The organism is Cryobacterium sinapicolor (assembly GCF_004403465.1).
Classification (GTDB): Bacteria; Actinomycetota; Actinomycetes; order Actinomycetales; family Microbacteriaceae; genus Cryobacterium; species Cryobacterium sinapicolor.
Genome location: NZ_SOGQ01000087.1, coordinates 35,686 through 54,643, shown reverse-complemented (window position 1 = coordinate 54,643; position 18,958 = coordinate 35,686). Strand labels below are relative to the sequence as shown.

Here is an 18,958-nt window from a genome sequence, read left to right as displayed (position 1 = left end):
CGACCAACAACACCCGCACCAGCCAGCCTCGTCGGGATCAATCACCTCGCCGACGAAACCGCCACAAACTAACCCAAGTGACTCCAGTCAGCTTGACATCGCCCGAAAACCACCCTTTTCGACAGAATCTCCGTCGAATTGGTTCGGCGCCGGTCGCCCCGGACGTGTTTCCGGCACGCTCGTGCACGAGATCCGGCGGTCCTTGAACGACACAATGAGCCTCGCCGTCAGGCGGGGCTCATCGTGAACGGGGGAGCGAGAGCGGATACGGCTAGTTGCCGGTCCACGTCTCCACGAGGAAGATCTCGACGGCGATCTCCTTGCCGGTGGGCGTCACGTACGACGTTTTCGCGCCGACAGAGAGGCCGATGATTGCGGTGCCGAGCGGGCTCTGCTCGCTGAAGACGTCGAGGTCGCTGTCGCCGGCGATCTCGCGGCTGCCGATCAGGAACCGGGTCTCGTCGCCGGCGATCGTGGCCGTGATCACGGTGCCCGGCTCGACGACGCCCCTGCTCTGGGGTGCATGGCCGACCTCGGCGTTGCGCAGCAGCAGAACGAGGGTGCGGATGCGGGCCTCCATTTTGCCCTGCTCGTCCTTGGCCGCGTGGTAACCCGAGTTCTCCTTGAGGTCACCTTCTTCTCGAGCCGACTCGATCTTCTTCGCGATCTCGACGCGCCCGACGGTGCTGAGCGTTTCCAACTCCGCCGCGAGACGGTCGTAGGCCTCCTGCGTCAGCCAGGTGACCGTGGTTTCGGTAGTCATGGGTGGAATCTCCTCATGCTTGTTCGTGCTCGTTCGATGCTTGTGCGGTGAACCCGCAGCCATACAACGGACGCCCCGACGATCACGTCAGGGCGAATTCATCATTCTAGGTCAGCCAACAGCGGTAAATCAATCCGGTGTTGCTCTGCTCGGTGGTGCGCACATCCGTTGTCGTCGACCGTGAATACACGGTGCTGGCGGGCAGGTCGAGAACCTTCCAGCCGACGACCGTGAAGCTCTCGTTGAGCGCCTGAACCGCGCAGCTGGCGGTACGGCCGACCGGGATGGACGCCTCGAAGGTGACATTTACGGTGTTCGCGTCGATGATGCTGTGACGGATGTCCCGAGTCTCGATCAGAGGCTCGGACGCCCCCAGTCCCACCCAGACCACGAAGCCCAGGAGGAGAGCCGCGAGGGAGCCGGCGGCGACGAACAGAACGCGGCGGTCTCTCGTGCCACGGTTCGGGGCGCGCCCGTACCGTGTGTCGAGGTTGCTGCTCAGGGCCACTCAGACTCCACACTCATAGATCAACGATTAGTCTTAGTGTCAAGGTTATCTGGCATTTCTGAGGAGTTTCATGACGCTGCGCCTCTTGGCGGTGCACGCCCATCCCGACGACGAGTCGAGCAAGGGTGCTGCGACCTATGCCCACTACCGGAGCCTCGGCGCCGAAGTGCTGATTCTGAGCTGCACGGGCGGCGAACGGGGAAGCATCCTGAACGAGGCCCTGCTCGGTCACGCGCTGGCCGAACGCGATCTCCCGGGACTGCGCCGACTGGAGATGGCCGAGGCTCAGCGGGTCCTCGGCGTGGAGCACCGGTGGCTCGGCTACGAGGACTCCGGGATGAACGAAGACGGTTCGGTACCCCCGAACTCCTTCGCGGACATCCCGGTGGCCATCTCCGCCGAACCCGTCGTGCGGCTGATCCGCGAATTCCGTCCGCAGGTCCTGGTGACCTACGACGAGAAGGGCGGCTACCCGCATCCCGACCACATCCGCTGCCACGACGTGTCGATGGAGGCCTACCGGGCCGCCGCCGATCCGACCCGGTACCCGGATGCCGGTGAGCCCTGGCAGATCGACAAGCTCTACTACGACCGGATTTTCAACCTCGAACGCGTCGACGCCATGTTCCTCGAACTGAGCATCACGGAGCCCGATTCGCCCCTGCTGGAGCCGCTCGGTGCCGCTCGGGAATGGATGAAGGACTACCCGAAGCTGGCCACGACCCACGTGCCCGTCGGGGACTTCCTCGAGGTGCGGGACGCGGCGCTGCGGGCGCACGCGAGCCAGGTCGCCCCCACCAGCAGTTTCTTCTTTTGGCCGAACGACCTCATCCGTGAGGCGTGGCCTTACGAAGACTTCCAACTCGTCGAATCGAAAGTGGACACCGTGATGCCTGAAGCCGACCTCTTCGCCGGAATCCGGCACGACTCGTGAGCGCCCTGATCCTCGCTCCCCTCGTGAGCATCGTCCTGGCCGCCACCCCCTCGCCGGAATTCGACCCGAACACCGTGACGCCGGGGCCGGAAGGCTTCGTAGCGATCGCCCTGGTCGCCGTGGGAGCGGTGCTGCTGGCTATGGACATGGCCCGCCGCGTGCGCCGCAACACGTACCGCGCCGAGATCCAGGAGCGTCTCCAGGCGGAGATGGCCGCACAGGACGCTGCCGAAGCCGACGGCGCCGACAAGGACTAGCTCGAAACCGCTGGACAGCCCGCTCTACGGGTAGAGCGGGGTCGTCGCGATGATCATGATCGCCGCCCAGTGGCAGAGGAAGGCCACCACGGTCAGGGTGTGAAAGATCTCGTGGAAGCCGAACACGCCCGGCAGCGGGTTCGGCCGCTTCATGCCGTAGATGACGGCGCCGACGGAGTAGCAGAGCCCGCCGATCACGATCAGCGTCATCATCGCGGCGTTCGCCTGGAAGAAGTCGATGATGAACATCAACGCGCCCCAGCCGAGTGCCAGGTACAGCGGAACGTAGAGCCAGCGCGGGGCGTGGATCCAGAACACCCGGAAGGCGATTCCCAGGATGGCGCCGCCCCAGACCAGCGACAGCAGCAGAGTGGACTTCGCGGGCGGCAGGGCCAGCACGGCGATCGGCGTGTAGGAGCCCGCGATCAGCAGGAAGATGTTGGCGTGGTCGATCCGCTTGAGGACGACCTTCGTGCGGGGACCCCAGTCGAACCGGTGGTACAGAGCCGAATTGCCGAACAGCAGCATAGAGCTGAGCACGAATACGAGCGAACTCCAGAATGCCGCGCTGCCCTCGGCCGCCAGGAGCAGTACAACCCCGGCCACAATCGTGACCGGGAACGTGCCCGCGTGGATCCAGCCCCTCCAGGTGGGCTTGACGTCCAGCTGCGGCGGCAGGTCGTCCTCGAACAACGGCAGGTTGGGGATGTCATCCGCTGAGGCCATGCAGCAAGAATACGACAGCGTGCATGCCGCTCGCGGTACACGACGCTCTCGAGTGGGCTAGCGTAACTGTGTGCAGAAACGGGAAGTTCCTTGGGCGCGCGGCATCCTCTACGGGGTCTACCAGCGTCGCCTTCGTCGTGGGCTGACGCCGGATGTGCTCCCGCACCACGTCGCCATGATCATCGACGGCAACCGGCGCTGGGCCAAACAGCTCGGGTTCGACTCCGCCGCTCACGGGCATCGCGCCGGCGCCGCCAAGATGCGGGAGTTCCTCAAATGGTGTGACGACCTCGGTATCTCCGTCGTCACGCTCTATTTGCTGTCCTCCGACAACCTCACCAACCGGCCGAGCGGAGAGCTCGCGGAGCTGACGAAGATTATCGCGAAGCTCGCGGAGGAGCTGTCCCGGTTCCGTGACTGGCGCGTGCAACAGGTCGGCTCCAAGGCCGGGTTGCCTGAACCGCTGGTGGCGGCGCTGGACGCCGCGGAAGCGCGCACGGCACGCAAGAAGGGGCTGCACATCAACCTCGCCGTCGGCTACGGCGGGCGCACCGAGATCACCGACGCGATGCGGAGCATCGTGGGCGCACATCTCGCGAACGGCGGCAGGCTCGATGACCTCGCCGAGACGCTGACCCCGGACCTGATCGGCGCGCACCTGTACACCAGCGGGCAGCCCGACCCGGACCTGGTCATCCGCACGTCGGGGGAGCAGCGCATCAGCGACTTCATGCTCTGGCAGAGCGCACACAGTGAGTTCTATTTCGTGGAGGCGCTCGGGCCCGACCTCCGCCAGGTTGACTTCCTGCGCGCCCTGCGCGACTTCGCCCGCCGCCACCGTCGTTTCGGCGGGTAGGAGCATCCCATGACGGCCCTCGACCGCTTCCTCGACGGGTTCATAGCGGATCCCGGATACCTCGACTACGCCCGGATCGGTCCGTTGTCGGCGGGAGTGGTCGCCGAAACCCTCGGCCAGACCGAGGTGCTCTCACGGGCCCGGTTCGGCAGCCTGGACCACTTCCAGACGCAGGACGAACGGCTGCGCGCCGCGGTGGCCCGGGCCACCGGCTTCCGCCCCGACCAGATCGTCTCCGAGCCGAACACCACGACCGGCGTCATGCAGGCCATGTTCGGCCTCACCGGGGCGGTGCTGCTCTCCGCGGGCGACTTCCCATCGGTCCCGTTCGCGGCCGTGCGCGCGGCGGAGGCGCTGCGGGTGGTCACCCCGATCTGGCTGGAGACCGACCACGGCCGGGTCACCCCCGGGCAGATCCGGGAACAGCTCACCCCGACTACGGCCGCCGTGGCGGTCTGCCTGGTCGACTCCCGCACCGGTCATCGCGTCGACCTCGAGGGCATCCGTCAGGTCATCGGCGACCGCCTGCTCATCGTCGACGCCATCCAGGGCTTCGGTGCGGTGGATGTCCCCTACGAGGTCGCGGACGTCGTCGCGTCGGGCGGGCAGAAATGGGTCAGGGCCGGCTGGGGCACCGGGTTCCTCGCTCTCAGCGACCGGGCGGTCGAAAGACTTGTCCCCGTGTTCTCCGGTTTCGCCGGCACCGACGTCGCCGAGCCGTGGGACGAGGTGTTGCCGCCGAGCCGCAGCGCGAACGCGTTCCGGGTGAGCAACGGCGACGCCATCGCCCAGGCTCGGTTCGCGGCCGCCCTCGAGGAGGTCGCCGACGTCGGCATCCGTGCCGTCGAAGACGCGATCGCCGTGAACGTGTCGCTGTTGATCGACCTGGCCGACGAGTTCGCCGTGCCCGTGGTCTCCTCCCGGGACGACCGGGAACGGGCGGGCATCCTGGTGCTCGAACCGCCGGCGGGCCAGCTCACGCTGTTGCGCATCGCGCTGCACAACCATGGGGTGAGCGCGACGACCCGGAACGGCACCGTGCGGCTCAGCACCCACGCGGCGCTCAGCCCGGACACGGTCGACATGCTGCGCGGTGCGTTCACCTCGTATGCCACCGCCGTGACCTACTGACGACGGCCTGGTGAACGTCTGTTTCGAATGGGCGTGTCGCTCTTCCCTTAGCGCGCGTGGGTAAGTAGCGTCAGGCTCATCAGGTATGGCGCCTGATCGAGACGGCCACATAAGTACGGCTCGAGAACCCTGTGGCCGCTCGCCAACACAATCTGTGCCTCACGGGGCACGGGGTGGGAGTGGTTGTGACCGCTAATCAGCTCGACAACAAGGGTTCGAACCGGAGCACGTCGGCGATGGGGCAGGCCGAGTGCACGTACGTTCTGGACACCTCCGTTCTGCTCTCTGATCCCAAGGCGATCTTCCGATTCGCCGAGCACGCCGTCGTGCTCCCCGTCGTGGTGATCGCGGAACTCGAGGCCAAGCGCAACGACCCGGAGATCGGGTACTTCGCCCGCCAGGCACTGCGGCTCCTCGACGAGCTGCGGGTGAAGCACGAACGGCTGGACTTCCCGATCCCGGTCGGCGACGGCGGCAGCCTCCGGGTCGAGCTCAACCACTCGAATATGTCGGTGCTGCCCTCCGGCCTGCAACTTGGCGACAACGACTCCCGCATCCTCGCCGTTGCCCTCAACCTCGCCAACGACGGCCTGAACGTGACCGTCGTCTCCAAGGACCTGCCCCTGCGGGTCAAAGCCGCCTCCCTCGGCCTCACCGCGGAGGAGTACCGCCACGAACTCGCCGTGGACTCCGGCTGGACCGGCATGGACGAGATCACCCTGGGGTCCAATCTGATCGACGAGCTCTACGACAAGGAGATCGTGCACACGCGGCTCGTGCAGGACATGCCCGTGAACACGGGCCTGGTCATCCACTCCGACAGAGGCTCGGCCCTCGGCCGGGTGACGGGAAACGGTGCAATGAAGCTCGTGCGCGGTGACCGCGACGTCTTCGGCCTGAAGGGCCGCTCGGCGGAGCAGCGGCTCGCGATCGACCTGCTTCTCGACCCGGAGATCGGCATTCTGTCGCTGGGTGGTCGGGCCGGGACGGGCAAGTCGGCACTCGCCCTCTGCGCCGGTCTCGAGGCCGTGCTGGAACGGCAGCAGCACCGCAAGATCATGGTCTTCCGTCCGCTCTACGCGGTCGGCGGCCAGGAACTGGGCTACCTTCCCGGCGACGCCGCGGAGAAGATGAGCCCGTGGGCCCAGGCGGTCTTCGACACGCTCGGGGCCATCGTCTCCGAGAACGTTCTGGAGGAGGTCATCGAGCGCGGCATCCTCGAGGTCCTGCCGCTCACTCACATCCGCGGCCGGTCGCTGCACGACGCCTTCGTGATCGTGGACGAGGCCCAGTCGCTCGAACGCAATGTGCTGCTCACGGTGCTCAGCCGGATCGGCCAGAATTCGCGCGTGGTCCTGACCCACGATGTGGCGCAGCGGGACAACCTGCGGGTCGGCCGTTTCGACGGGGTCGCGTCGGTGATCGAAACGCTCAAGGGACATCCGCTCTTCGCCCACATGACGCTCACCCGCTCGGAGCGGAGCGCGATCGCCGCCCTCGTCACCGAGATGCTCGAGGGCAACGAGGTGCGCTAGCCCGAGCCGGATACGCCTGGGCTGCCACCCGAGAGTGCCCGTTCCGGTCGAAAGTGACCAGCGGAACGGGCACTCTCGACCGGAACGGCGCAGGGAGCAGGCTACTTCGCCTGGGGCGGGCGGGTCATGCTCAGCACGTCGAGGGCGGTGTCGAGCAGCTCGAGAGTGACCTCGCCGCGTTCGACGAAACCGAGTGCGATGACGGACTCGCGCACGGTCACACCCTCGGCAACCGAGTACTTGGCCACCTTGGCGGCGGCCTCGTACCCGATGACCCGGTTCAGCGGGGTGACGATGGCGGGGGAGGATTCGGCTAGCGCGCGGGCGCGCTCGACGTTCGCGGTGAGGCCGTCGACGGTTTTGTCAGCGAGCACGCGGGTCGCGTTCGAGAGCAGTCGGATCGACTCGAGTAGGGCGGTGCCCATCACCGGGATGGCGACGTTGAGCTCGAACGAGCCCGATGCGCCCGACCAGGCGATGGTGGCGTCGTTGCCGATCACCCGCGAGCAGACCATCAGCACGGCCTCCGGGATCACCGGGTTCACCTTGCCCGGCATGATCGAGGAGCCGGGCTGCAGGTCGGGGATGTTCAGTTCGCCGAAGCCCGTGTTGGGGCCCGAGCCCATCCAGCGCAGGTCGTTGCAGATCTTGGTCAGGCTGACCGCTATGGTGCGGAGGGCACCGGATGCGTCAACCAGGCCGTCCCGGTTGGCCTGCGCCTCGAAGTGGTCGCGCGCCTCCGTGACCGGGAGTTCGGTTTCCTCGACGAGCAGCTCGATCACGAGCTGAGGGAATCCGGCGGGCGTGTTGATTCCGGTGCCGACCGCGGTGCCGCCGAGGGGGACTTCCGCGACGCGGGGGAGCGCGGTGCGTACGCGCTCGATGCCGAGGCGCATCTGCCGCGCGTAGCCGCCGAACTCCTGGCCGAGGGTGACCGGGGTGGCATCCATCAGGTGGGTGCGGCCGGCCTTGACGGCGCCGGCCCACAGCTCGGCCTTGGCCTCGAGCGCGACCGACAGGTGGTCGAGCGCCGGGATGAGCTCGTCGATGAGGGCGCTCGTGACGGCGAGGTGCACGGATGTCGGGAACACGTCGTTGGAAGACTGGGACGCGTTCACATGGTCGTTCGGGTGCACCGGGCGGCCGAGGCTCCGGGTCGCCAGGGTCGCGAGGACCTCGTTCATGTTCATATTCGAGGAGGTTCCGCTGCCCGTCTGGTAGACGTCGATCGGGAACTCGGAGTCGTAGCGGCCGGTGGTGACCTCGTCGGCCGCGGCGGCGATCGCGTTGGCGATGTCGACGTCGAGCACCCCGAGCTTCGCGTTCGCCAGGGCCGCGGACTTCTTGATCCGGGCGAGCGCGGCGATCTGGGCGGGCTCCAGCACGGAGCCTGAGATCGGGAAATTCTCGACGGCCCGCTGCGTCTGCGCCCCGTAGAGGGCGGCGATCGGAACCCGGACCTCGCCCATCGTGTCATGTTCGATCCGGTACTCGGCTTCAGCGGTCATGTCCACCACGGTGTGTATTACCTTTCGGTTGGGAATCTCTTCGGTACGGGAACGCGCGGCGACGGCCCGATGGGCGCGCCGTGGACGGGCTGAACGGCTAGACCACGCCGACAACGATGTCAGGCACGGCACGGCCCTCGAGCAGTCGGTAGTTCGCCCCGACGATAGCCAATGTACCTTCTGCCACGGCCGCGCTGATCATCTCGGAGCGCTCGAGCAGTTCGGACACCGTGTCGCGGAGGTGTTCTCGGCCGACGGCGAGGGCGTCGATTTGCTCGGGATCGATGGGCGTCGCATCCGTCGACCCGGCCACCCGGCGAACGGCCGGCACGATCTTCTCGATGATCCGGGCAATGTGCACGGGCAGCGGCTGCGCCTCGGCGCCCTGGGAATCGATGGCGGCGCGCACTGCCCCGCAGCCGTCGTGGCCGAGCACGAGGATCAGCGGAACCCGGAGTACGGCGACGGCGTATTCGAGTGAGCCGAGCACCGAGTCGGAGATCACCTGCCCGGCGTTGCGCACGACGAACAGGTCGCCGAGGCCCTTGTCGAAGATGATCTCGGCGGCCAGCCGGGAGTCGCTGCAGCCGAACAGGGCCGCGTCGGGGGTCTGCACGAAGGCGAGTTCGGCGCGGCGGTCGACGTCCTGACGCGGATGCTGCGGCTCGCCGCCCACGAACCGGTCGTTGCCGCGCTGCAGGTCGGTCCAGACCTCTGCCGGTGTTGGTGCATCGCCCATCATTGTTCTCCGGTGGTGTTGGAACTGATCTGTTCGGCGAGTACCTCCGCCAGGACGGCGAGTTCCTCGTCGTCGGCGGTGCCGACGAGGAGGTAGGTGCTGTCGCCGGCCGTGGTCACCAGCGCGGATTCGAAATTGCCGCGGTCGTCCTCTGGCGCGGTGTTGCGGTAAACGTCCCAGGTGACGCCGCCGATCGTGACGGTGCCGGCGACCGGGGCATCCTGCAACTCGTCGGCGAGCCAGCTCGGGTTGGCGCCGAGGGCCTGGGTGAGGCCGATGAACTCGGTCTTCGCCGTGATCAGGCCGATGTACCAGGACGGGATCTTGTCGCTTCCGCCCAGTCGCCATTGCGCGGCGTTCGCCGTCCACCCGGTCGGCAACTCCGGAACCAGCAGCGGATCGGTGAGGCCGGGCTGCACCTGCGCGGCCACGGATTGGAAATCGATGTCACGGTTCTGCGGGGCGTCACTGCGCGGCACCAGCAGGACGAGCACGAGCACCGTGCCGAGGGTGGCCAGCAGCGACAGGACCAGGTTGTTCACGGTCTTGTGGGAGCGGTACTTGCGCGAATTCTCGGCCAGCCGGGTGCGGGTTTCGTCCGGCGTCTCCGGGCGCCCCAGTTCGGCGACGATGCGGGGCTTTCGCTTGGCGGCGCTCATCCGGCTGTCGCGGCGGAGTCGACCTGGCCTGCCCTGGCGGCGTCCAGCCTGGCTTTCGCGCCGATCAGCCACTCTTCGCAGCGGCGGGCGAGTGCCTCACCGCGTTCCCACAACGCAAGCGACTCCTCCAACGACGAGGCTCCCTGCTCGAGGGCGTTCACCACGCGCACGAGCTCATCCCGGGCCTGTTCGTAGCTCAGGGCGTTGATTTCGTCTGCTGCCGAGGTCATGGTGTCCATCCTAATTTCTAATTCGACGGTGTCGGGTCTGAGGTTGCCGCGCCGGCGGTGGCCGCCAGGGCACCCTCGGCGAGCGTGATCAGGAGTTTCGTCTGCGGCGGTGCCTGTGCGGGCGAGCGAACCACCTGGCCGCCCTCCAGTTGCACGATCGCGTAGCCGCGATCGAGGGTGCCCTGCGGGGAGAGGGCGCGCAGTTGGGAGCGCAGTTCGACGATCACCGATCCCGCCCGTTCGACAACCCGGTCGACCAACTCGGCGCCGCGGGCGACGTAACGGGTGAGGTCCTCGGATCGGGAATCGATGATCCACTCGGGGGTGCTCAGCACCGGGCGCGAGCGGAGCTGGCCGATCCGGTCGACCTCGTGCGCCAGGATGCCGGTCAGCCGGTTGCTGAGACGGGCGCGCGCCTGCTGCACGCGGTTGAGTTCGTCGGAGACGTCGGGGACGACGCGCTTGGCGGCATCCGTCGGCGTCGATGCGCGCAGGTCGGCGACGTCGTCGAGCAGCGGGCGGTCCGCCTCGTGGCCGATGGCGCTGACCAGCGGGGTCACGCAGGCCGCCACCGCCCGGATCAGCTTCTCGTCGCTGAAGCCGAGCAGGTTCTGGAAGTCGCCGCCGCCGCGGGCGACGATGATCACGTCGACGTCAGGATCGGCATCCAGGCGCGCGATGGCCGCGGTCACCTCACCGACCATGCGCTCACCCTGCACGGCGGCGTAAGCCAGGTGGAAGTTGACGGCCGGCCAGCGCAGTTGAGCGTTGCGAATGACGTCCTTCTCGGCGTCGGAGTCCTTCCCGGTGACCAGCCCGATGCAGTGGGGGAGGAAGGGCAACGGCTTCTTGCGGGACGCGTCGAACAGACCCTCGCCTGCCAGCTGCTTGCGCAGCCGCTCGAGCCGTTCCAGCATGTCGCCGAGGCCGACGTGGCGCATCTCGAACACCTGCATGGTGAGCGTGCCGCCCTTGACCCAGTAGTTGGGTTTGACGAGGGCGATGACCCGGTCACCCTGCTTGAAATCGCTGGTCAGTTTCGCGCGCACCGAGGACCAGATCGTGAAGCTGACCGTTGCGTCTTCGGTGAGGTCCTTCAGCTTGCCGTAGACGTTGCCGCCGCTGGCTCCCCACTGGGTGATCTCACCCTCGACCCAGGCCGTGCCGAGGCGCTCGATATAGCCGCGGATCTTGTTGGCCAGCAGCCCGACCGGCCACGGGGTCTCCAGGGTGGGCGGTGCGTCCGTCATCAATCGTTCCTCCCACGGACTGCACAGTCGGCGCCCATAAGATGGGCGGGTGACTATCAGTACGGATTCGCCTGTGATCGGCCTTGGCATGCCACGAATTCCCCGCGCACGCAACAGGCTCAAGGATACCCCGGTGGTCGGACACAAACGGGTCCTCCTGGCTGCCCCGCGCGGCTACTGCGCCGGCGTGGACCGGGCCGTGATCGCCGTCGAGAAAGCCCTCGAGTTGTACGGCGCCCCCGTTTATGTGCGGAAGCAGATCGTGCACAACATCCACGTGGTCTCCGAATTGGAGAAAAAGGGCGCAATCTTCGTCGAGGAAGTCGACGAGGTGCCCACCGGATCGCACGTCGTTTTCAGCGCGCACGGCGTGTCCCCGGCCGTTGTCACCGCCGCGGCGGACCGCGGCCTGCTCGCCATCGACGCCACCTGCCCGCTCGTCACCAAGGTGCACCGCGAGGCCGTGCGGTTCGCCCGGGACGACTTCCAGATTCTGCTGATCGGCCACGAAGGCCACGAAGAGGTCGAGGGAACCGCGGGGGAGGCGCCCGAGCACACCACGCTCGTCGGTAGCCCTGATGACGCCGACACCATCGAGGTGCGCGACCCCGACAAGGTGGTCTGGCTGTCCCAGACCACTCTGAGCGTGGACGAGACCATGGAAACCGTGCGCCGTCTGCGCGCCCGCTTCCCGAATCTGCAGGATCCGCCCAGCGACGACATCTGCTATGCGACCCAGAACCGTCAGGTGGCGATCAAGAAGGTCGCACAGGACTCCGACCTCGTCATCGTGGTCGGCTCGGCGAACTCGTCCAATTCGGTGCGTCTGGTCGAGGTGGCACTGGAATACGGTGCCCGGGCCGCCTACCGGGTGGACTTCGCCAGCGAGATCGAGCAGGAGTGGCTCGACGGGGTGGTCACCGTGGGCGTGACGAGCGGGGCATCCGTGCCCGACGAGCTCGTGCATGAAGTGCTCGCCGACCTGGCAGAGGCCGGCTACGGCGACGTCGAAGAGGTCAAGACGGCCGAGGAGGACCTGCTGTTCTCGCTGCCGAAGGAGCTTCGCAAGGACCTGGCGGGCAACGCGGATGCCCGCGGCCTCGGTGGGCGGGTCAGCAGCTAGGCATCGGCCTGCCGCCGTCACCACGAAGGCCCCCGTCACTCAAATCGATGATCTGAGTGACGGGGGCCTTCGTTTGTGCCGGACCCGGCGGAAAAGTAGCGCTTACAGCTGGCCGTAGACGTCCATCAGGTTCGGGTCGTTCAGCAGCGTCGGGTCGGTGGCCAGAACCGCGGCGGTGAACGCGATGAACACCACCACGGACAGCACCGCGCCGATCAGCGGCGCGTAGAACGCACGCTTACCCCGGACCAGTAACAGGATTGCCCCGGCCGCCGCGGCCAACCAGACCAGGGACACGCCGACGATTCCGGCCGCGACCAGCCCGGTCACGGAGGGATCGGGCTCATACGCGGCAAGGTTCAGCTGGGCGTGGAGCAACTGGATGGACTCGGTCATCATCGTCAGCATGCTGACCGCGAAGAACGTGGAGAGGAGCCCCAGGACAAGCAGGCTCAGAGTCACCGGCCGGTCCCAGGCCGGTGCGGTTCCGGCCGGGCGCGCGGCCTTCTCCGAGGCCGCGGACGGTGCCGGAACAGACGGCGCGGCGAGCGTGCGCTCATCCGGGGTGGGAGTCCAACTCCAACCCTCGGGCGCGAGCTCGCCGTACTGCGGACGCGGCCGGGAATCCTCCGGAGGGGTTCCCGAAGGAGTCGACGAAGAATTCTCGGCCATCGTCATCCGCTGCTAGCTGTTCGAGTGGCCGGCGGAGCCGAGCTGGCGGGTGGCGTCGGCGACGCGAGCGGCCATGGCCGTCTCGGCAACCTTGCCCCAGGCGCGCGGGTCGTAGACCTTCTTGTTGCCGACTTCGCCGTCCACCTTGAGCACGCTGTCGTAGTTGCTGAGCATGTAGCCGGCGACGGCGCGGGTGAACGCGTACTGGGTGTCGGTGTCGATGTTCATCTTGACGACACCGTTCGCGACGGCCTCGGCGATCTCGGCGTCGGTCGAGCCCGACCCACCGTGGAAGACCAGGTCAAGCGGCTTCGGGCCGGTTCCCAGCTTGGCGGCGACGCCGTCCTGGATCTCCTTGAGGAGCTCCGGGCGCAGCTTGACGTTGCCGGGCTTGTAGACGCCGTGCACATTGCCGAAGGTGAGGGCAGCCATGTATCGGCCGTTCTCGCCCATGCCGAGGGAGTCGATCATCGAGAGGGCGTCGTCGAGAGTCGTGTACAGGTTCTCGTTGATGTCGCCCTCGACGCCGTCTTCTTCGCCGCCGACGGCGCCGATCTCGACCTCGAGGATGGCGTTGATCGCCTGGGTGCGCTTCAGGATGTCCTTGGCGATTTCCAGGTTCTCGGCCAGCGGGATGGCGGAGCCGTCCCACATGTGCGACTGGAAGATCGGGTTGCGGCCGGCCTTCACCTCTTCTTCGGAGGCGGAGATGAGCGGAAGGACGAAGTCCTCGAGCGCGCCCTTGGGGCAGTGGTCCGTGTGGAGTGCAACGGTAATGGGGTAATTGTCGGCGACGGACTGCACGAAGCGCGCCATCGCGAGCGCACCGGATGCGCGGTTCTTGACCGTGTGGCCGGCGAAGTAGTCTGCGCCACCGGTGGTGACCTGGATGATGCCGTCGGAGCCGGCTTCGGTCAGGCCCTGAAGGACGGCATTAATGCTCTGAGAGGACGAAACGTTGAACGCCGGGTAGGCGAACCCCTTCGTCTTGGCCTTGGTGAGCATCTCGGCATACTGGTCTGGGGTTGCGATGGGCATTGTTGAGTCTCCTCGATTGAACCGTTTCGGTCCTCTCATCCTACCGAGGTGGCTCTCGGCACGTGCCAGCGCACGCGACCACCTCCTCGATGAGGAGCGGGCGCTAGGCTGAAGGAGGCAGTACCGAAACCGGTGCCGGCCCAAAGATGGGCCTTGCCACTGCAGCACTCTTCGTCCGGGAAGGACCATCTGTGAACAGCCCCGAAGTCGCCCCCAATTTCACTCACCCCGACCGCAACCTCGCGATGGAATTGGTGCGGGCCACCGAAGCCGCAGCGATTCGCGCGGTTCCGTTCATCGGTCGCGGCGACAAGAACGCTGCAGACAAGGCCGCCGTCGACGCCATGCGCGTCTTCCTCGGTACCGTTAACTTCGACGGACTCATCGTCATCGGCGAGGGTGAGAAAGACGAAGCCCCCATGCTCTTCAACGGTGAACGCGTCGGCAACGGCACCGGACCTGCCTGCGACATCGCGGTCGACCCGATCGACGGCACGAGCCTCACGGCCGCCGGTCGCCAGAACGCCCTCTCCGTGATCGCGGTCTCTTCCCGGGGCACCATGCTCGACGCGTCATCCGTGTTCTACATGGACAAGATCGTCACGGGCGGGGCCGGCCGCGGAGTCGTCAGCCTTGACGCGCCGATCGGTGACAATATCCGCGAGCTCTCCCGCGCCACCGGCAAGCCGGTCGGCGAAATGATCATCGCGGTGCTTGACCGTCCCCGTCACGCCGAGCTGATCGACGCCATCCGCAGCGCCGGAGCCGGCACCCGGCTGATGAGCGACGGCGACGTCGCCGGCGGCATCAACGCGGCTCGCTGGGAAACGCGCATCGACATGTGCGTCGGCAAGGGTGGCAGCCCCGAGGGCATCACCACGGCCTGCGCGCTCAAGGCCATCGGCGGCTACATGCAGGGGCGCCTCGCCCCGAAGGACGAGGCCGAGCGCGCGGGCGCCATCGCGGCCGGCCTGGACGTCGACAAGCTGCTTGAGCTCGACGACATGGTCAGCGGCGACAACACTTTCTTCGTCGCCACCGGCGTGACGGATGGCGGACTCGTCGACGGCGTGCGCCGCCAGGGCCCGATCATCCGCACCGAGAGCATCGTGCTGCGCGCGAAGTCCGGCACGACGCGTCGCGTGATCGGCGAACACCTCGCCTCGAAGTGGCTCTAACCCGTCGGCTCTAGTCGCTTGACACTCGGGCCTGCGCGGCCCGTAAACTCCGTGCGGGTCCTCACCGAGTGTCGCTCGAAACGCTGAGAATCGCCGTTCGTACGGCGATTCTCAGCGTTAAAGGCGACTCTCGGCATCGGTTAATCGGTCAGGCAGCGACGCGGCTTCGCGGGCTGCGGTTTCCAGTGCGGCGGTCTCCAGTGCCGCGGTCTCCAGTGCCGACACGAACTCCCAGGCGGCCAGTTCCCGCGGGGCGTCTTCGACGCCGACCAGCGGAGCGAGCACCTTCGACTCGTCGAGAGCGTTGAGCTTGCGCGCGGTGGGCAACACCTGGCGTTCCATCGAACCGACGAAGCCGTTGTAGTCCTTCACCGTGCGCTCGATCGACCGCCCCAGTTTCTCGATGTGCGTGGCCGTGGTGGCCAGGCGCCCGTAGAGTTCCCGGCTGAGGTCGAACAGGACCTTGGCGTCATGCGTGAGCACGTCTTGCTGCCAGGTGAAGGCCACCGTCTTGAGCACCGACCACAAGGTCACCGGGGAGGCCAGGGCCACCCGCTTGGAGAACGCGAACTCCATGATCGAGGGGTCGGCCTCCAGCGCAGAGGACACCAGAGACTCGCTCGGGATGAAGGCGATCACAATCTCCGGGGACGCCTCCAGGCCCTGCCAGTAGGCCTTGCCGCCGAGCGTGGTGATGTGGTCGCGCACGGCCTTGACGTGCGCCTTCAGGTAGGTGGCCCGCTGGGCGCCCAACTCTCCGGTGGCGGTGACCGGGATCTGGCTGGCTTCCAGGAACGCCGTGAACGGCACCTTCGCGTCGACGGCGATGTTCTTGCCGCCGGGCAGGTGCACGACCATGTCGGGCCGGCCGGCGCCGGCATCGGAGGTGATGCTCGACTGCACGTCGAAATCGACCCGCTCGATGAGGCCGGCGGCCTCGACCACGCTGCGAAGCTGGGTCTCGCCCCAAACACCGCGCGTGTTGTTGGCGCGCAGGGCCGACGCAAGCGACTCGGCGGTGCTCCGCAGACGTTCCTCCGATTCGGTCGCCGACCGCAGCTGCTGGCTCAGCTGGCCGTGTTGCAGGCTGCGCTGGGCCTCCAGCTCGGCGACTTTCTGCTGCATGTCCTGCAGGCTCTCCTTGACCGGGGCGAGGGCCTGCAGCACCTTGCTCTCCTGCTTCTGCTGTTCGGTGCGCGCCTCCTGGTCGTCGCGCTGTCGATCGCTCAGCTCACGGTACTGCCGTCCCGCATCGACGACCTGATCGCGCAGGGCGTCGACGGTGGCCTGCACCGAGGCCAGCTCTTCGCGCAGGATGGACTGGATGCCGGCCTCCCGGGCGCGCACCTCGGCCAGCACCACCTGGTGGCGGGCCTCGGTCACGAGCGGGTCGTCGGCGCCGGACACCCCCTTCCTGCGACGCTCCGCGGCACGCGCCGTAAAGACCACCGTGAGCAGGGTGCCGAGCAGGGCGCCGACGACAAGGCCGAGAAGAAGACTGAACCAGGAATCCATGGTTCCACTCTGTCAGTGGCGACCGACATCGCCCGAGGCGGCGCCGGGTCGGGTGCCCGGAGGGTGCCTAGTTGAGCGCCATCGGCCCGTGCGTGGCGGACTTCTCCATCGTGGCGACCGGACCGATGGCGCCGATCTTCACACCGGTGATCTGCGCCAGCTCCTCGATGGTGCCGGCCCCGTGCCGATGGGCCGCGTGGATCATGATGGCCGCACAGGCCTCCGCGTCGGCCAGGGCGTCGTGATGGGCAAAACCCTCGAACCCGGCGGCCATCGCGGCCACCGGGAGCCGGTAGGAGTCGAGGTGGTAGGTGCGGCGGGCCACCTGCAGGCTGCAGACGTAGGTGAAGTCGGGCACGACGAGCCCGGCGACCGTGGAGGACGTCTTGATGACACCCAGGTCGAACCCGGCGTTATGGGCCACAAGGTGGTCGTCGCCGGCGAAGGCGACAAGGTCGGGAAGCTGCTCGGACCAGGTGGCCGCACCCGCGACATCCGTCGGCCGGATGCCGTGGATCTTGATGTTCCAGGCCAGGAACATGTCGTGCCCGACGGCCGGCTTGATGAACCAGGCGACCTTGTCGACCACCTTGCCGTCTCGAACCTTCACCAGCCCCACCGAGCACGCCGAAGCGCTGGAGGAGTTGGCGGTCTCGAAGTCGATGGCGGTGAAGTTGACTGGCACCGCTTCATCCTGTCACGGGCCGCCGACGCCGCGTCCCCGTGGGCCGACCGGACCAGGGCCGACCGCGCCCCTGGTCGCAGGCGGTACGCTTGACTCCCGTGGCTCTTACTATTGCAATCGTCGGACTGCCCAATGTCGGCAAGTCCACCCTCTTCAACGCGTTGACCAAGAACAATGTGCTCGCGGCGAACTATCCGTTCGCCACCATCGAACCCAATGTCGGCATCGTCAACCTGCCGGACTTCCGGCTCGCTGAGCTGGCCACCATCTACGACAGCAAGACCCTGCTGCCGGCCCCGGTGTCCTTCGTCGACATCGCCGGTATCGTGCGCGGCGCCAGCGAGGGGGAGGGGCTCGGCAACAAGTTCCTCGCCAACATCCGTGAGGCCGACGCCATCGCGCAGGTCATCCGCGGGTTCGCCGACCCCGACGTGGTGCACGTCGACGGGGCCGTGAACCCGGCCGGCGACATGGAGACCATCAACACCGAGCTCATCCTCGCCGACCTGCAGACCCTCGAAAAGGCCGTGCTGCGGTTTGAGAAAGAGGTCAAGGGGCGCAAGCTGCCCCCCATCGTGCTCGAGACCGCGCTCAAGGCGCAGGCCATCCTCGACGCCGGCCAGCCCCTATCGTCGGCGACGCTCGACATCGAGCCGATCCAGGAACTCGGGCTGCTCACCGCGAAGCCGTTCATCTACGTCTTCAACGTGGACGAGGCAGTGTTGCAGGATGCCGAGAAGCTCGCCGCCCTGGCCGCGCTGGTGGCCCCGGCCAACGCCGTGTTCCTCGACGCGAAGCTCGAATCTGAGCTCAGCGAACTCGACGCGGAGGACGCCGCCGAGATGCTGGCCTCGACTGGCCAGGCCGAGAGCGGGCTCGACCAGCTCGCCCGCATCGGCTTCGACACCCTCGGCCTGCAGACCTACCTGACGGCCGGCCCGAAAGAGTGCCGTGCGTGGACTATCCACAAGGGCTGGTCCGCCCCGCAGGCGGCCGGTGTGATCCACACCGACTTCCAGAAGGGCTTCATCAAGGCAGAGATCTTCTCCTTCGAAGACCTGATGGAGGCCGGCTCCGTGGCGGAGGCCCGCTCGAGGGGCAAGGCCCGTATTGAGGGCAAGGAGTACATCATGCAGGACGGCGACGTGGTGGAGTTCCGCTTCAACGTCTAGCCCGTTTCGGGCTGCTCCTAGCGCGAGGCTCGTCTCCGCGCAGCGCCGCGATCGGCGAGATCGACAGTTCCGGTCGAGTTCGACAGGCACACCTGGCGAACTCGAGCGCATCCGTCGAAGTCGGCAAATTGATTTTGCGAGCCTCGACGTTCGCGGGCGTTATCCACTTCGGTCGATCCAGCCGCGGGGTCCGCTCTGGCCTTTCGCTCTCACGGAGAGACCGTCCGGCAGAAACCTGGTTTGCGCCGTAGCCGACCGGCTCGAGGACATGCTGGCGGACACGCTCTCGCTTGTTTTCGAAAGTGAGGAGCCCACTCGAGCAGTGTGGTGTGGGCCGGGTTCACCAGCTGTACCGGGCGCCGGATCGACGCGATCTTAGTTGAGGTCTACGAAAGCGGCACGGCAGGGGGATGCTCATCGTGCAACCGTACGAGTCCAAGGGCCTGCTGAAGAAGCGCAACGTCCCGGTGGGAGAGCCG

Annotated in this window: 20 protein-coding genes; 8 read left to right on the top strand and 12 right to left on the bottom strand. The window is 67.1% G+C overall.

What is annotated here, in order from left to right; all coding sequences use genetic code 11:
* Positions 1–271: 271 nt before the first annotated feature.
* Complete coding sequence (gene greA, locus E3T28_RS15845) at positions 272–763, bottom strand: transcription elongation factor GreA (RefSeq protein WP_134433090.1); 492 nt, start codon at positions 761–763, stop codon at positions 272–274.
* A gap of 106 nt (positions 764–869) precedes the next feature.
* Positions 870–1,271, bottom strand: coding sequence for a DUF4307 domain-containing protein (locus E3T28_RS15840; protein ID WP_134433088.1), 402 nt, complete (start codon positions 1,269–1,271; stop codon positions 870–872).
* A gap of 70 nt (positions 1,272–1,341) precedes the next feature.
* Between E3T28_RS15840 and mca the strand changes: the two genes are divergently transcribed.
* Together mca and E3T28_RS15830 are read left to right on the top strand one after the other, a co-directional pair.
* On the top strand, positions 1,342–2,205 hold the full coding sequence (gene mca, locus E3T28_RS15835) for a mycothiol conjugate amidase Mca (protein WP_174776787.1): 864 nt from the start codon (positions 1,342–1,344) through the stop codon (positions 2,203–2,205).
* Positions 2,202–2,462, top strand: coding sequence for a hypothetical protein (locus E3T28_RS15830; protein ID WP_134433086.1), 261 nt, complete (start codon positions 2,202–2,204; stop codon positions 2,460–2,462). Before mca ends, E3T28_RS15830 begins: the two co-directional genes overlap by 4 nt.
* 24 nt (positions 2,463–2,486) lie before the next feature.
* Here the strand turns inward: E3T28_RS15830 and trhA are convergent, their stop codons facing one another.
* Positions 2,487–3,188, bottom strand: a complete 702-nt coding sequence (gene trhA / locus E3T28_RS15825) for a PAQR family membrane homeostasis protein TrhA (protein WP_134433084.1) — start codon at positions 3,186–3,188, stop codon at positions 2,487–2,489.
* A gap of 70 nt (positions 3,189–3,258) precedes the next feature.
* On the opposite strand from trhA, the gene E3T28_RS15820 reads away from it, so the two are divergent.
* The 3 genes from E3T28_RS15820 to E3T28_RS15810 all read left to right on the top strand — a co-directional run bounded on the left by E3T28_RS15820 (position 3,259) and on the right by E3T28_RS15810 (position 6,710).
* On the top strand, positions 3,259–4,044 hold the full coding sequence (locus E3T28_RS15820) for an isoprenyl transferase (protein ID WP_134433082.1): 786 nt from the start codon (positions 3,259–3,261) through the stop codon (positions 4,042–4,044).
* A 9-nt stretch (positions 4,045–4,053) separates the two neighbouring features.
* The gene (locus tag E3T28_RS15815; RefSeq protein ID WP_134433080.1) at positions 4,054–5,175 is read left to right on the top strand and encodes an aminotransferase class V-fold PLP-dependent enzyme; all 1,122 of its coding nucleotides are present in this window, start codon (positions 4,054–4,056) and stop codon (positions 5,173–5,175) included.
* Between the two features lie 236 nt (positions 5,176–5,411).
* Complete coding sequence (locus tag E3T28_RS15810; RefSeq protein ID WP_134433104.1) at positions 5,412–6,710, top strand: PhoH family protein; 1,299 nt, start codon at positions 5,412–5,414, stop codon at positions 6,708–6,710.
* 101 nt (positions 6,711–6,811) lie between these two features.
* On the opposite strand, the gene E3T28_RS15805 is transcribed toward E3T28_RS15810, so the two are convergent.
* The 5 genes from E3T28_RS15805 to xseA all read right to left on the bottom strand — a co-directional run bounded on the left by E3T28_RS15805 (position 6,812) and on the right by xseA (position 11,096).
* Positions 6,812–8,218: a class II fumarate hydratase gene (locus tag E3T28_RS15805; protein WP_134433078.1), complete on the bottom strand. Its 1,407-nt coding sequence runs from the start codon at positions 8,216–8,218 to the stop codon at positions 6,812–6,814.
* Between the two features lie 97 nt (positions 8,219–8,315).
* Positions 8,316–8,957, bottom strand: coding sequence for a carbonic anhydrase (locus E3T28_RS15800; RefSeq protein ID WP_134433076.1), 642 nt, complete (start codon positions 8,955–8,957; stop codon positions 8,316–8,318).
* Positions 8,957–9,616, bottom strand: a complete 660-nt coding sequence (locus E3T28_RS15795; RefSeq protein ID WP_134433074.1) for a DUF4245 domain-containing protein — start codon at positions 9,614–9,616, stop codon at positions 8,957–8,959. The genes E3T28_RS15800 and E3T28_RS15795 overlap by 1 nt, the downstream gene beginning before the upstream one ends.
* Complete coding sequence (locus tag E3T28_RS15790) at positions 9,613–9,855, bottom strand: exodeoxyribonuclease VII small subunit (RefSeq protein WP_134368860.1); 243 nt, start codon at positions 9,853–9,855, stop codon at positions 9,613–9,615. The genes E3T28_RS15795 and E3T28_RS15790 overlap by 4 nt, the downstream gene beginning before the upstream one ends.
* A gap of 8 nt (positions 9,856–9,863) precedes the next feature.
* On the bottom strand, positions 9,864–11,096 hold the full coding sequence (gene xseA, locus E3T28_RS15785) for an exodeoxyribonuclease VII large subunit (RefSeq protein ID WP_134433072.1): 1,233 nt from the start codon (positions 11,094–11,096) through the stop codon (positions 9,864–9,866).
* A gap of 88 nt (positions 11,097–11,184) precedes the next feature.
* Between xseA and E3T28_RS15780 the strand changes: the two genes are divergently transcribed.
* On the top strand, positions 11,185–12,219 hold the full coding sequence (locus E3T28_RS15780) for a 4-hydroxy-3-methylbut-2-enyl diphosphate reductase (RefSeq protein WP_134433102.1): 1,035 nt from the start codon (positions 11,185–11,187) through the stop codon (positions 12,217–12,219).
* 102 nt (positions 12,220–12,321) lie between these two features.
* On the opposite strand, the gene E3T28_RS15775 is transcribed toward E3T28_RS15780, so the two are convergent.
* Positions 12,322–12,891, bottom strand: a complete 570-nt coding sequence (locus E3T28_RS15775) for a DUF6264 family protein (RefSeq protein ID WP_134433070.1) — start codon at positions 12,889–12,891, stop codon at positions 12,322–12,324.
* Between the two features lie 12 nt (positions 12,892–12,903).
* Positions 12,904–13,929 (bottom strand): class II fructose-bisphosphate aldolase, encoded by a 1,026-nt coding sequence (fbaA, locus tag E3T28_RS15770; RefSeq protein WP_134433068.1) that lies wholly within the window; start codon positions 13,927–13,929, stop codon positions 12,904–12,906.
* A 245-nt stretch (positions 13,930–14,174) separates the two neighbouring features.
* On the opposite strand from fbaA, the gene glpX reads away from it, so the two are divergent.
* Complete coding sequence (glpX, locus tag E3T28_RS15765; RefSeq protein WP_241979395.1) at positions 14,175–15,107, top strand: class II fructose-bisphosphatase; 933 nt, start codon at positions 14,175–14,177, stop codon at positions 15,105–15,107.
* Between the two features lie 117 nt (positions 15,108–15,224).
* On the opposite strand, the gene E3T28_RS15760 is transcribed toward glpX, so the two are convergent.
* Entirely contained in the window at positions 15,225–16,622 is a 1,398-nt protein-coding gene (locus tag E3T28_RS15760) for a DNA recombination protein RmuC (protein WP_134433064.1), read from the bottom strand.
* 67 nt (positions 16,623–16,689) lie between these two features.
* Positions 16,690–17,307, bottom strand: coding sequence for an exonuclease domain-containing protein (locus E3T28_RS15755; RefSeq protein WP_134433061.1), 618 nt, complete (start codon positions 17,305–17,307; stop codon positions 16,690–16,692).
* Positions 17,308–17,405: 98 nt separating this feature from the next.
* Between E3T28_RS15755 and ychF the strand changes: the two genes are divergently transcribed.
* Entirely contained in the window at positions 17,406–18,479 is a 1,074-nt protein-coding gene (gene ychF / locus E3T28_RS15750) for a redox-regulated ATPase YchF (RefSeq protein ID WP_134433059.1), read from the top strand.
* Positions 18,480–18,958 lie beyond the last annotated feature (479 nt).